Consider the following 13240-nt stretch of genomic DNA (forward strand, 5'->3'; position numbering starts at 1 on the left):
GTAACGATGTCGGGAGGTGCTTCAATCTGTCAAATATCTAATGGTGAAGCTTTGGCAAAGTCCCCGGCCCCGGCCCGCCGAGGCGGACCGGGGCCGGGGACGACGGCCCGTCGGGCCGACCCGTCAGGCCGAGCGCAGCGGCTCCGGCCGGGCGTGCTCGCCGCCACTGCCACCGCCGCCGTTCACCGGCACCGGCTGCGGCTGCGTCCGGGCCGCCGCCGGGGACTGCGGCTGCGCGTTCCACGGCTGGTGCCGCTGCGGGGCCGCGCCGTCGGTGTCCATCGCGGCGTCGTGCACCTCCACCTGCTCGCGGCGCAGCTCCTCGCGGACCACCTCCTCCTCGGTGTACCGCTCCACCACCAGCCGGACCCGCTCGATCGGCGCCAGGTACTTGCGCACCACCGGGCGCTCCTCGCGCAGCGTGACCTCCTCGACCGCCTCGGCGATCTCCTGGTCGCTCAGCGCCGCCCGCTCCGCGTCCGACACCGGGATGCGCTCCACCCGGACCCGCTCGCGCACCACCGGCACCCGGCGCTCCACCTGCTCGGTGGTCACGTACTTGCGCAGCCGGGTGGTGCCCACCGCGTGCCACTCGGTGGTGATGTCGATCCGCTCCTCCCGGCAGGTGATCTCCACCGGCGCGGTCGGCTCCACCGAGCCGGGGCGCTGCTGGGCGCCGGGCGCCGGGGCGGTGGCCGGCCGCTCCTGGGGCTGCTTGTCGGCGCCGGCCTTCGCCGCCGCGAAGGCGGCCGGGGCGGCGACGGTGTTGGTGCCGCTGCCGGCCGGGGCCGGGCGGTCGGCGGCGACGGTGCCGAAGTCCCGGTCGCGGGCCGGCGCGGCCGCCTCCGCCGGGTGCTCCTTCGCGCCGTCGGCCGCCGCGGTGCCCGCCGCCGCCGGACCGGCCGCCTTCGCCGCCGTCGGGCCGCCCGGCGCCGAGCCGGCGTCCGTACCACCGGCGTCCAGCCCGTAGTAGCGGTACAGCTGCAACTCCTGGGCGGGGGAGAGGTGCTGGCCCACCCCGAAGTCCGGGGACTCCTTGATCAGCGACTTGTCGTACGGGACGCGCAACTCGTCGCCCGCGAACTCGCTGGTGGTCAGCGGGACGAAGGCGTCCCGGCCGAAGATCCCCGTGCGGACGGCCGCCCACTCCGGTTCGCCGGTGGCGTCGTCCAGGTAGACCTCGTCGACCGTGCCGATCTTGTCACCGTTCCGGTCGACCGCCTTGTGTCCGATCAGGTCGCGCGGATCGATATCGGTCTGCACGCTGTCCTCCAGTCCTGCTGCTCCTCGATGGACCGTGAGAAGGGGCGGCCGGAGGAGCGTGCCGGACCGCCACTCCACACCAAACGGCACGTAACGGACGGTGGCACTCCGGAAGCCGCCGTCCGGGGCAGATCACAGGGCCGGACCGGTGAACCGGGAGGCCCGCGCTGGTAACCTCGGAGGCGACCGCCGAGCCCGCTCGGGAGAGTCCCGACCCCGCCGGAACAGGGGGAAGCGGGGCGCCGAAGGAGCAACCCCTCCCCGGAATCTCTCAGGCATCCGTACCGAACGGGACCAGGTCACTCTGGAAAGCAGGGCAGGACCGCCGGCACCGATTGCCACCGGGCCCCACCCTCGCCGACGGTGCAAGCCGACCGGGCCACCACCCGGGCGCGCGAAGCTCTCAGGTACCGATGACAGAGGGGGAGGCTGACGGGTTCGTACGCCCAGGCGCTCCCACGGCCGCCGACCGCGTGCGTACCACCGCCGGTCCGCGACCAGGAGGCCCGACCCCCATGAACGCCCAGCCGACGCTCAGCGACCTTGAGCAGGCCAGCCCCTTCGAGCACCGCCACATCGGTCCCGACAGCGACGCCCAGCAGAAGATGCTGGCCCACATCGGCTACAGCTCGCTCGACGAGCTGTCCGCGGCCGCCGTCCCCGACGCCATCCGCAGCCTCACCGCGCTCGGCCTGCCCGCCGGCCGCAGCGAGGCCCAGGTCCTCGCCGAGCTGCGCGAGCTGGCCGGCCGCAACCAGGTCCTCACCTCGATGATCGGCCTCGGCTACTACGGCACCTTCACCCCGCCGGTGATCCTCCGCAACGTGCTGGAGAACCCGGCCTGGTACACCGCCTACACCCCGTACCAGCCGGAGATCTCGCAGGGCCGCCTGGAGGCGCTGCTCAACTTCCAGACCGTGGTCGCCGACCTCACCGGCCTCGACACCTCCGGCTCCTCGCTGCTCGACGAGGGCACCGCCGCCGCCGAGGCGATGGCCCTGGCCCGGCGCGTCACCAAGGTCAAGGGCGGCGTCTTCCTGGTCGACGCCGACACCCTGCCGCAGACCCTCGCCGTGATCGAGACCCGCGCCGAACCGACCGGCGTCGAGGTCGTCACCGCCGACCTGTCCGCGGGCATCCCCGCCGAGATCGCCGAGCGCGGCGTCTTCGGCGTGCTGCTCCAGTACCCCGGCGCGTCCGGTGCCGTCCGCGACCTCAAGCCCGTCATCGACCGGGCCCACGAGCTCGGCGCGGTCGTCGCCGTCGCCGCCGACCTGCTCGCCCTCACCCTGCTGCGCTCGCCCGGCGAGCTCGGCGCCGACATCGCCTGCGGCACCTCGCAGCGCTTCGGCGTCCCGATGGGCTTCGGCGGCCCGCACGCCGGCTACCTGGCCGTCCGCGCCGCGTACGCCCGCAACCTGCCCGGCCGCCTGGTCGGCGTCTCCGTCGACGCCGACGGCAACCGCGCCTACCGGCTCGCCCTGCAGACCCGCGAGCAGCACATCCGCCGCGAGAAGGCCACCTCCAACATCTGCACCGCGCAGGTGCTGCTCGCCGTGATGGCCTCCATGTACGCCGTCTACCACGGCCCCGACGGCCTCGCCGACATCGCCCGCCGCACCCACCGCTACGCCGCCGCGCTCGCCGCGGGCCTGCGCGCGGGCGGCGTCGAGCTGGCGCACGACGCGTTCTTCGACACCGTCACCGCCGTCGTCCCCGGCCGGGCCGACCAGGTCGTCGCCGCGGCGCTGGCCGGCGGCGTCAACGTGTTCCGGGTCGACGCCGACCGGGTCTCGGTCTCCTGCGACGAGACCACCACCCGCGAGCACCTGGCCGCCGTGTTCGCCGCCTTCGGGATCTCCGCGGAGGTCGCCGAGGACGCCGACGCGCTGCCCGCCGCGCTGCTGCGCGAGGACGAGTACCTCACCCACCCGGTCTTCCACAGCCACCGCTCCGAGACCGCGATGCTGCGCTACCTGCGCCGCCTCTCGGACCGCGACTACGCGCTCGACCGCGGCATGATCCCGCTGGGCTCCTGCACCATGAAGCTCAACGCGACCACCGAGATGGAGCCGGTCACCTGGCCCGAGTTCGGCCAGCTGCACCCGTTCGCGCCGGTCGACCAGGCCGAGGGCTACCTGACCCTGATCCGCGGCCTGGAGCAGCAGCTGGTCGAGGTCACCGGCTACGACGCCGTGTCGATCCAGCCGAACGCCGGCTCCCAGGGCGAGCTGGCCGGCCTGCTGGCCGTCCGGGCCTACCACCGCGCCAACGGCGACACCCAGCGCGACGTCTGCCTGATCCCGTCCTCCGCGCACGGCACCAACGCCGCCTCGGCCGCGATGGCCGGCATGCGGGTCGTGGTCGTCAAGACCCTGACCGACGGCGACGTGGACGTCGAGGACCTGAAGGCGAAGATCGCCCAGCACGGCGAGCAGCTGGCCGTCCTGATGGTCACCTACCCGTCCACCCACGGCGTGTTCGAGACCCAGATCACCGACATCTGCGCGCTGGTCCACGAGGCCGGCGGCCAGGTGTACGTCGACGGCGCCAACCTGAACGCGCTGGTCGGCCTCGCCAAGCCCGGCAAGTTCGGCGCGGACGTCTCGCACCTGAACCTGCACAAGACCTTCTGCATCCCGCACGGCGGCGGCGGCCCCGGCGTCGGCCCGGTCGCGGTCCGTGCGCACCTCGCGCCGTACCTGCCCAACCACCCGCTGCAGGCCGAGGCCGGCCCCGCGACCGGTGTCGGCCCGATCTCGGCCGCGCCCTGGGGCTCGGCGGCGATCCTGCCGATCTCCTGGTCGTACGTCCGGCTGATGGGCGGCGAGGGCCTCAAGCGCGCCACCCAGGTCGCCGTGCTGAACGCCAACTACATCGCCAAGCGGCTCGCCCCGCACTACCCCGTGCTCTACACCGGCCCCGGCGGGCTGGTCGCGCACGAGTGCATCATCGACCTGCGGCCGCTCAGCAAGGAGACCGGCGTCAGCGTCGACGACATCGCCAAGCGCCTGATCGACTACGGCTTCCACGCGCCGACCATGTCGTTCCCGGTGGCCGGGACGCTGATGATCGAGCCGACCGAGTCCGAGGACCTGCACGAGATCGACCGCTTCTGCGCGGCGATGATCGCCATCCGCGGCGAGATCGAGAAGGTCGGCGCGGGCGAGTGGGCGGCGGACGACAACCCGCTGCGCAACGCCCCGCACACCGCGTCGATGCTGGCCGGGGAGTGGGCGCACCCCTACACCCGCGAGGAGGCGGTCTTCCCGGCGGGCGTCAACCCGGCGGACAAGTACTGGCCGGCGGTGCGGCGGATCGACGGCGCGTACGGCGACCGGAACCTGGTCTGCTCGTGCCCGCCGCTGGACGAGTACGAGGCGTAGGCGCAACGGCGGAAGCCGCCCGGCCGGGGGAGTTCCCTCGGCCGGGCGGCTTCTCCGTGTGCTCTTCCGCTGCGCGCAGTTCCCCGCGCCCCTGGCGGGGCGGGGAGGGAGACGCCTTCGGCGAGGGGGAGGGGGAAGGGGAGGGGGAGGGGAACAGAGAAGCCGCCCGCCGGGGAGTTCCCTCGGCGAGCGGCTTCGGCGTTGGTGTCTTCCGCTGCGCGCGGTTCCCCGCGCCCGGGCGGGGGGTCAGGAGTAGACGGGGCCGGTGAACTTCTCGCCGGGGCCGGCGCCCGGGGCGTCGGGGACGAGGGAGGCCTCGCGGAAGGCGAGCTGGAGGGAGCGGAGGCCGTCGCGGAGGGGGGCGGCGTGGAAGTTGGAGATCTCGGGGGCTCCGGCGGTGACCAGGCCGGCCAGGGCGGTGATCAGCTTGCGGGCCTCGTCGAGGTCCTTGTCGGCCTCGCCGCCCTCGGCGAGGCCGCACTTGACGGCGGCGGCGCTCATCAGGTGGACGGCGACGGTGGTGATCACCTCGACCGCGGGGACCTCGGCGATGTCGCGGGTCAGGTCGTCGAAGCCGAGGGCCTGGTCGGACTCGGGCGCGTGGTCGGGCTGGCTGGTCACGGTGTCACTCCGGAGGGGTTGGTGCGAAGGCGCGGTACGGAAGGAGCGTACAAGGCGGGCGGGGAGGGGCCGGAATACCGGTCGGGCCCGGAACGCTGGTATGATTCGAGACTGACCGGCCGGGGGCTCTTCGGAGTGCTCGGCCAGCAAGTGGAGGCTCCACCTCGCGGAGGCCCGGAAGGGCGGCCGCGGCAGTCTCCCACCTGATCGGCCGAAGGGTCGACGGGTCCGGTCCGCGACAGGCGCCCGTGAGGGAGTGCTCGTCGCCAGTGGTGCCCGAGAGGGCGTCCGGAACGTGTGGAGCCCCGCCTGTACCGTGCGGGGCTTTTTTCGTGCGCTCGGTGCCCTCGACGGGCAGCGGAGCATGAATGAAGCCCCGCCCAGTGGTCGAATACCACTACGTGCGACCGCCGCCCGACGGCCGCATCGGAAAAGGTGCAACCGAGGAGGCCCCATCAGCACCGAGCCCCGCATCAACGACCGGATCCGCGTCCCCGAGGTGCGACTCGTCGGTCCCAGCGGCGAGCAGGTCGGCATCGTCCCGCTCGCGAAGGCGCTGGAGCTTGCCCAGGAGTACGACCTGGACCTGGTCGAGGTCGCCGCCACGGCGCGCCCGCCGGTGTGCAAGCTCATGGACTACGGCAAGTTCAAGTACGAGTCGGCGATGAAGGCCCGTGAGGCGCGCAAGAACCAGGCGCACACGGTCATCAAGGAGATGAAGCTCCGGCCGAAGATCGACCCGCACGACTACGACACCAAGAAGGGTCACGTCGTCCGGTTCCTCAAGCAGGGTGACAAGGTCAAGATCACGATCATGTTCCGCGGTCGTGAGCAGTCCCGCCCGGAGCTGGGCTTCCGGCTGCTGCAGCGGCTCGCGGACGACGTCCAGGAGCTGGGCTTCGTGGAGTCCGCCCCGAAGCAGGACGGCCGAAACATGATCATGGTTCTCGGCCCGCACAAGAAGAAGACCGAGGCCATGGCCGAGGCCCGCGCGCTCGCCGACGCCCGCAAGGCGGAGCGGCAGGGCCGCGGACCGTCCGCCGAGGCGGACGAGGCCGATGAGGCCGCCGAGGCGATCGAGACCGAGGTCGAGGAGACCGAGGTGGAGGCCGCCGAGGCCGAGGTCGAGGCCGCGGAGACCGCCGAGGTCGCCGAGGCCGAGCAGCCCGCCGAGGCCGCCCAGGACGCCTGAGCCCCAGGGTTCAGGACGCCGGGCGGGATCGGCAACGCTTCCGGGGCAACCGCCCCGGAGACGAGATCCATCCAGTTCCGGCCCGCACCCCCGGGTGCGGGCCGGAACGGACGACGAGGAGATACGGCGACATGCCGAAGCAGAAGACGCACAGCGGCGCCAGCAAGCGCTTCAAGATCACTGGCTCCGGGAAGGTGCTGCGCGAGCGTGCCGGCCGTCGCCACCTGCTCGAGCACAAGCCCTCGACGCTGACCCGCAAGCTGGCCGGCACCGTTGAGCTGGCCCCGGGCGACGCGAAGAAGATCAAGAAGCTTCTCGGCAAGTGATCGCCCGCCCGCGGCCGCGCCGCGGGCACCAGCTGATCCTTACCGACCGAATCGAATAACGGGCCGGCGGCACCATCCGGGGTCCGGAAACAAGGAGTAATCAAGTGGCACGCGTCAAGCGGGCAGTCAACGCCCACAAGAAGCGCCGGGTCATCCTCGAGCGGGCCTCCGGCTACCGCGGTCAGCGCTCGCGCCTGTACCGCAAGGCCAAGGAGCAGGTCACCCACTCGCTGGTCTACAACTTCAACGACCGCAAGAAGCGCAAGGGTGACTTCCGCCAGCTCTGGATCCAGCGCATCAACGCCGCTGCCCGTGCCAACGGCATCACCTACAACCGCTTCGTCCAGGGCCTGAAGGCCGCGGGCGTCGAGATCGACCGCAAGATGCTGGCCGACCTCGCGGTCAACGACTCGGTGGCCTTCGTGGCCCTGGTCGAGGTCGCCCGCAAGGCGCTGCCGGAGGACGTCAACGCCCCCAAGGTCGCCGCCTGACCCAGGTGCTCGCACCGCAGCGTTGTCCTCCCGGACCCGCAGGCCGCCCGGCCTGCGGGTCCGTCGCGTATCGCGCCCCCGCCCTCCCGTGACGAAGATCGTGAGCATGAGCACCGAGACCCCCCTGCTGACCTCCCTGCGCTCCCCGCGCGTCGTCGCCGCCCGCCGCCTGGCCAAGCGCAACCAGCGCGGCAAGGAGCGGCGCTTCCTGGCCGAGGGCCCGCAGGCCGTCCGGGAGGCGGTGGCGTTCGGCCGGCTGCCGGACGGGGAGCACGCCGTGGTCGAGGTGTACGTGACGGCGGAGGCCGCCGAGCGGCACGCCGAGATCGTGGCGGCCGCGCGGGCGGCGGGCCGGCCGGTGCTGACCGCCACCGAGGAGGTGGTCGCGGACATCTGCGACACCGTCACCCCGCAGGGCATCGTGGCGCTGTGCCGGTTCATCGACACCCCGTTCGAGCAGGTGCTGGCGGCCCGGCCCCGGCTGGTCGCCGTGCTCGCGCACGTGCGCGACCCCGGGAACGCGGGCACCGTGCTGCGGACCGCCGACGCGGCCGGGGCGGACGCCGTGGTGCTGACCGACGCCTCGGTGGACCCGTACAACCCGAAGGCGGTGCGGGCCTCGGTGGGCAGCCTGTTCCACCTGCCGGTGGCGACCGGGGTGCCGGTCGAGGAGGCGGTGGCCCGGCTGCGCGCGGCCGGGGTGCGGGTGCTGGCCGCGGACGGCGCCGGGGAGCGCGACCTCGACCAGGAGCTGGACGAGGGCACCCTGGAGAGCCCGTGCGCCTGGGTGTTCGGCAACGAGGCGTGGGGCCTGCCCGAGGAGACGCGCGCGCTGGCGGACGAGGTGGTGCGGGTCCCCATCCACGGGCACGCGGAGAGCCTGAACCTCGCCACGGCGGCCGCCGTGTGCCTGTACGCCTCCGCGCGCGCCCAGCGCTCCCCGGGCGGGTGTCGCGGCGGGGCCCGATAGCGCTAGGGTCGATTCCTGGGCCGGCGAGGGGGCCGGGCGGGGGAGGACACCCATGGGCGGCGGCAACGGGGCACCGGACGGGCCGTACGGCGCGCCGATCGGGCCCGACGACCTGCCGGACGGGCTGGTCGTCGCGGACGCGCACGGCACGGTGACGGTCTTCAACCGCGCCGCCGAGCGGCTGACCGGGCGCTCCGCCCGGCACGCGATCGGCACCGCGCTGGAGGCGGCGCTGCCGCTGGAGGACCTGGACGGCCGCCGCTGGTGGGCGCTGACCGACCCGTACGGCGGGCTGGCAGTGCGCATCGGGCAGCCCGAGCGGAACCTGCTGCTGCCGGGCGGCCGCGAGGTGCTGGTGTGCGCCCGGTACGTGCGGGAGCGGCCCGGCGGGCCGGTGCGGCAGGTGGTGGTGACGCTGCGCGGCACCGAGGCCCGGCGGCGCACCGAGCGCTCGCACGCCGAACTGATCGCCACCGTCGCGCACGAGTTGCGCTCCCCGCTGACCAGTGTGAAGGGCTTCACCGCGACGCTGCTGGCGAAGTGGGAGCGGTTCAACGACGGCCAGAAGCGGGTGATGCTGGAGACCGTCGACGCGGACGCCGACCGGGTGGTGCGGCTGATCGCCGAACTGCTCGACATCTCGCGGATCGACGCGGGCCGGCTGGAGATCCGCCGGCAGCGCCTGGACCTGGCGGCGGCGGTGCGCCGGCACGTGGACGGGAAGGTCGCGGCGGGCATCCCGGCGGAGCGGTTCGACATCCGGGTGGCGGGGCCGCTGGGCGAGCAGTGGGGCGACCCGGACAAGGTCGACCAGGTGCTGGCGAACCTGCTGGAGAACGCGGTCCGGCACGGCGAGGGCACCGTGACGATCGAGCTGGGCCCGGCGAAGGAGCTGGTCGAGCGGGCGGGGACGCCGCCGCGGGTGGTCGAGGGCACCGCCGTCACCGTCAGCGACCAGGGCGCGGGCATCGCGGAGGAGGCGATGCCGCGGGTGTTCACCCGGTTCTGGCGGGGCTCCAAGCGCGGCGGGACGGGCCTGGGCCTGTACATCGTGAAGGGCATCGTGGAGGCGCACGGCGGGGTGATCGGGGTGAGCCGGGCGCCCGGCGGCGGGGCCAGGTTCCGGTTCGTGCTGCCCGCCGGCGTCCCGGACTTCATGCTCTGACCCCCGCCCTTCATGCTCTGACCCCCCGCCGGACCCGGTCACCCGCCGTATCCGGTTGCGGGCTGCGACTACACTCGACCTTTGGCGTTCCGGTACGCCCGGCGAGGCAGCAGGACCTGATCACGAGCAGGAGCACGGGAAAGATAGAGATGTCGGCACCCAACAAGTCGTACGACCCGGTCGAGGTCGAGGCCCTCAAGCCCGAGGTGGTGGAACAGGCCCGGGACGAGGCGATCGCCGCCTTCGCCGCCGCCGCCGACCTCGACGAGCTCAAGCAGGCGAAGGTCGCGCACACCGGCGACCGCTCCCCGCTGTCGCTCGCCAACCGCGAGATCGGCGCACTGCCCCCGCAGGCCAAGGCCGCCGCGGGCAAGCTGATCGGGCAGGCCCGCGGCGCGGTCAACCAGGCCCTGGCGAAGCGTCAGGTCGAGCTGGAGGCGGAGCGCGACGCCCGGGTGCTGGTCGAGGAGGCGGTGGACGTCACGCTGCCGTTCGGCCGGGTCCCGCGCGGTGCCCGGCACCCGCTGACCACGCTGGCCGAGCGGATCGAGGACACCTTCATCGCGATGGGCTACCAGGTCGCGTCCGGCCCGGAGGTGGAGGCGGAGTGGCTGAACTTCGACGCCCTCAACCTGCACGCCGACCACCCGGCCCGCTCGATGCAGGACACCTTCTTCGTCGAGGCCGCCGACGGCACCGCCGACTCCGGCATGGTGCTGCGCACCCAGACCTCCCCGGTGCAGATCCGCACCATGCTGGCCGGCGAGCCGCCGCTGTACGCGGTCAGCCCGGGCCGGGTGTACCGCACCGACGAGCTGGACGCCACGCACACCCCGGTGTTCCGCCAGGTCGAGGCGATCGCGGTGGACGAGGGCCTGACCTTCGGTCACCTGAAGGGCACCATCGAGGTGCTGGTGGAGAAGCTGATCGGCGGCGGTCTCGAACTGCGCTGGCGGCCCTCGTACTTCCCGTTCACCGAGCCGTCCGCCGAGATCGACCTGCAGTGCTTCGTGTGCCGCGGCGCCTCGGTGGGCAACCCCGACCGCCCGTGCCGGACCTGCTCCTCGGAGGGCTGGATCGAGCTGGGCGGCTGCGGCGTGGTCAACCCGCGGGTGCTGGTCGCCGCGGGCATCGACCCGTCCCGCTACAGCGGGTTCGCGTTCGGCCTGGGCCTGGAGCGGATCCTGATGAACCGTCACAACGTCGCCGACATGCGCGACATGGTCGAGGGTGACGTCCGCTTCACCCTCCCGTTCGGGATGGAGATCTGATGCGCGTCCCGCTTTCCTGGCTGCGCGAGTACGTCGACCTGCCGGCGGGCGAGACCGGACGCGACGTCGCGGCCCGGCTGGTCCGCGCGGGCCTGGAGGTCGAGACCGTCGAGCAGCTCGGCACCGACCTCAAGGGCCCGCTGGTGGTCGGCGAGGTGCTCTCGATCGAGGAGCTGTCCGGCTTCAAGAAGCCGATCCGGCACTGCTTCGTGAACGTGGGCGCGGCCAACGGCACCGGCGAGCCGCAGGAGATCGTCTGCGGCGCGACCAACTTCCAGGTCGGCGACAAGGTCGTGGTGATCCTGCCCGGCGGCGTGCTGCCCGGCCCGTTCCCGATCGCCGCCCGGCAGACCTACGGCCACACCTCGGCGGGCATGATCTGCTCGGCCCGCGAGCTCGGCATGGGCGACGACCACAACGGGATCATCGTGCTGCCGCCGGAGTTCGAGGCCGGCACCGACGCGATCGAGCTGCTCCAGCTGGTCGACGAGGTCCTCGACATCGCGGTCACCCCCGACCGCGGCTACTGCCTGTCGATGCGCGGCGTGGCCCGGGAGGCCGCCGCCGCGTACGGGCTGCCGCTGGCCGACCCGGCGCTGCTGGACGTGCCGCCGGCGAACTCGTACGGCCACCTGGTGAAGGTCGCCGACCCGGCGGGCTGCGACCGTTTCGTGGCGCGCACCGTGACCGGCGTCGACCCGGCCGCGAAGTCGCCGATCTGGCTGCAGCGCCGCCTGCAGAAGTCCGGCATCCGGCCGATCTCGCTGGCCGTCGACATCACCAACTACGTGATGCTGGAGGTCGGCCAGCCGCTGCACGCGTACGACCGCGACCGGCTGGACGGGCCGATCCAGGTCCGCCGGGCGGAGGAGGGCGAGAAGCTCACCACGCTGGACGGCGTGGAGCGCAAGCTGTCCGCCGAGGACCTGCTGATCTGCGACAACTCCGGCCCGATCGGCCTGGCCGGCGTGATGGGCGGCGCCAGCACCGAGATCCTCGACCCGGTCGTCGACCCGGAGACCGGCGCCGTCACCGGCTCCACCGAGATCATCGTCGAGGCCGCGCACTTCGACCCGGTCACCATCGCCCGGGCCGCGAAGCGCCACAAGCTGCCCTCCGAGGCGTCCAAGCGCTTCGAGCGCGGCGTCGACCCGGAGGCCGCCCGGGCCGCCGCGCAGCGCGCCGTGGACCTGCTGGTGCTGATCGCCGGCGGCACCGCGGAGGCCGGGGTCACCGACATCGCGGCCCCGCACCCGGTGCGCACCATCCCGATCGACGCGGACCTGCCGGACCGGGTCGCGGGCGCCGAGTACGGCCGCGAGACCGTCACCCGCCGCCTGCAGGAGGTCGGCTGCACGGTCGTCGGCACCGACATCCTGGAGGTCACCCCGCCGTCCTGGCGACCCGACCTGACCGACCCGTACGACCTCGCCGAGGAGGTCATCCGGCTGGAGGGCTACGACAACGTCCCCGCCCGGATGCCGGTCACCCCGCCCGGGCGCGGCCTGTCCGAGGCGCAGCGCTTCCACCGCCGGGTGGGCGTGGCGCTGGCGGGCGCGGGCTACGTGGAGATCAACGCGTACCCGTTCGTCGGCGACGCCGCGTTCGACGCCCTCGGGCTGGCGGCGGACGACGCGCGCCGCCGCACGGTGAAGCTGGTCAACCCGCTGAACGACGCCGAGCCGGCGCTGCGCACCACGCTGCTGCCGGGCCTGCTGGGCGCGCTGCGGCGCAACGTCGGCCGCGGCAACACCGACCTGGCGATCTTCGAGACCGGCACGGTGTTCCTGCCGAAGGCGGAGCGGAAGGTCGCGCCGCGGCTGCCGGTGGACCGCCGGCCGACCGAGGAGCAGCTCGCCGAGCTGGACGCCGCCCTCCCGGACCAGCCGCGCCGGGTCGCGGTCGCGCTGACCGGCGAGCGGCTGCCGTCCGGTTGGTGGGGCAAGGGCGCGCCGTCCGGCTGGGCGGACGCGGTCGAGGCGGCCCGGGTGGTCGCCGCCGCCGCGGGCGTGGAGCTGACGGTCCGCCAGGCGCAGTACGCGCCGTGGCACCCGGGCCGGTGCGCCGAGCTGCTGGTGGGCGAGGAGGTCGTCGGCCACGCCGGCGAGCTGCACCCCCGGGTCGTCAAGGCGCTGCACCTGCCGGAGCGCACCAGCGCGATGGAGCTCGACCTGGACCTGCTGTTCGAGGACGGCCGCCGGGTCTCCGGCCCGCCGGTCTCCGCCTACCCGGTGGCGACCCAGGACGTGGCGCTGATCGTCGACGCGGACGTGCACGCGGCGGACGTGGAGGCGGCGCTGCGCGACGGGGCGGGCGAACTGCTGGAGGCGATCCGGCTGTTCGACGTGTTCACCGGCGAGCAGGCGGGCGCGGGCAAGAAGTCGCTGGCGTACACGCTGCGCTTCCGGGCCGCGGACCGGACGCTGACGGCGGACGAGGCGTCGGCGGCCCGCGAGTCGGCGGTCGCGGTGGCGGCCGAGCGGACGGGCGCGGTGCTGCGCGGGGCCTGACGGTCGGACGGATGTACGGGTGGAGCCCCGTCGCGCGTGCTGCGC

Annotated in this window: 10 protein-coding genes and 1 riboswitch; of the genes, 8 read left to right on the forward strand and 2 right to left on the reverse strand. The window is 73.6% G+C overall.

Translation table 11 applies throughout. The annotated features are described in order from the left end of the window. Window positions 1-123 precede the first annotated feature (123 nt). A complete protein-coding gene (locus tag ACIOHG_RS16465; protein ID WP_400950655.1) occupies window positions 124-1263 on the reverse strand; it encodes a PRC and DUF2382 domain-containing protein in 1140 nt (379 codons plus the stop codon). A gap of 190 nt (window positions 1264-1453) precedes the next feature. Then, a riboswitch (glycine riboswitch) is annotated at window positions 1454-1560 on the forward strand. A 218-nt stretch (window positions 1561-1778) separates the two neighbouring features. Between ACIOHG_RS16465 and gcvP the strand changes: the two genes are divergently transcribed. Next, complete coding sequence (gene gcvP, locus ACIOHG_RS16470; RefSeq protein WP_400950658.1) at window positions 1779-4649, forward strand: aminomethyl-transferring glycine dehydrogenase; 2871 nt, start codon at window positions 1779-1781, stop codon at window positions 4647-4649. A gap of 246 nt (window positions 4650-4895) precedes the next feature. Here gcvP and ACIOHG_RS16475 read toward each other — a convergent pair whose 3' ends face one another. After that, window positions 4896-5270 carry a DUF1844 domain-containing protein gene (locus ACIOHG_RS16475; protein WP_400950660.1) on the reverse strand — a complete coding sequence of 125 codons (375 nt, stop codon included), beginning with the start codon at window positions 5268-5270 and terminating at the stop codon, window positions 4896-4898. A gap of 499 nt (window positions 5271-5769) precedes the next feature. Here ACIOHG_RS16475 and infC point away from each other — a divergent pair, with 499 nt between their 5' ends. The 7 genes from infC (at window position 5770) to pheT (ending at window position 13195) form a co-directional block, all read left to right on the forward strand. After that, window positions 5770-6462, forward strand: a complete 693-nt coding sequence (gene infC, locus ACIOHG_RS16480; protein WP_400950663.1) for a translation initiation factor IF-3 — start codon at window positions 5770-5772, stop codon at window positions 6460-6462. Window positions 6463-6593: 131 nt separating this feature from the next. Beyond that, entirely contained in the window at window positions 6594-6788 is a 195-nt protein-coding gene (rpmI, locus tag ACIOHG_RS16485) for a 50S ribosomal protein L35 (RefSeq protein WP_014134668.1), read from the forward strand. A 104-nt stretch (window positions 6789-6892) separates the two neighbouring features. Then, window positions 6893-7279 carry a 50S ribosomal protein L20 gene (gene rplT, locus ACIOHG_RS16490; RefSeq protein WP_400709880.1) on the forward strand — a complete coding sequence of 129 codons (387 nt, stop codon included), beginning with the start codon at window positions 6893-6895 and terminating at the stop codon, window positions 7277-7279. Between the two features lie 106 nt (window positions 7280-7385). After that, window positions 7386-8249, forward strand: coding sequence for a TrmH family RNA methyltransferase (locus ACIOHG_RS16495; RefSeq protein ID WP_400950666.1), 864 nt, complete (start codon window positions 7386-7388; stop codon window positions 8247-8249). Window positions 8250-8301: 52 nt separating this feature from the next. Next, window positions 8302-9414, forward strand: coding sequence for an ATP-binding protein (locus ACIOHG_RS16500; RefSeq protein WP_400950669.1), 1113 nt, complete (start codon window positions 8302-8304; stop codon window positions 9412-9414). Between the two features lie 149 nt (window positions 9415-9563). Beyond that, a complete protein-coding gene (pheS, locus tag ACIOHG_RS16505) occupies window positions 9564-10685 on the forward strand; it encodes a phenylalanine--tRNA ligase subunit alpha (protein WP_400950672.1) in 1122 nt (373 codons plus the stop codon). Continuing rightward, window positions 10685-13195 carry a phenylalanine--tRNA ligase subunit beta gene (gene pheT, locus ACIOHG_RS16510; RefSeq protein ID WP_400950673.1) on the forward strand — a complete coding sequence of 837 codons (2511 nt, stop codon included), beginning with the start codon at window positions 10685-10687 and terminating at the stop codon, window positions 13193-13195. Before pheS ends, pheT begins: the two co-directional genes overlap by 1 nt. Window positions 13196-13240: the final 45 nt, after the last annotated feature.

Source organism: Kitasatospora sp. NPDC088134, assembly GCF_044741705.1.
GTDB lineage: Bacteria > Actinomycetota > Actinomycetes > Streptomycetales > Streptomycetaceae > Kitasatospora.

Bases quoted from the DNA above. Each gene is read 5' to 3' on its own strand.
- rpmI (WP_014134668.1), top strand. From the start codon at position 6,594: ATGCCGAAGCAGAAGACGCACAGCGGCGCCAGCAAGCGCTTCAAGATC.
- ACIOHG_RS16500 (WP_400950669.1), top strand. From the start codon at position 8,302: ATGGGCGGCGGCAACGGGGCACCGGACGGGCCGTACGGCGCGCCGATC.
- gcvP (WP_400950658.1), top strand. From the start codon at position 1,779: ATGAACGCCCAGCCGACGCTCAGCGACCTTGAGCAGGCCAGCCCCTTC.
- pheT (WP_400950673.1), top strand. From the start codon at position 10,685: ATGCGCGTCCCGCTTTCCTGGCTGCGCGAGTACGTCGACCTGCCGGCG.
- pheS (WP_400950672.1), top strand. From the start codon at position 9,564: ATGTCGGCACCCAACAAGTCGTACGACCCGGTCGAGGTCGAGGCCCTC.
- ACIOHG_RS16495 (WP_400950666.1), top strand. From the start codon at position 7,386: ATGAGCACCGAGACCCCCCTGCTGACCTCCCTGCGCTCCCCGCGCGTC.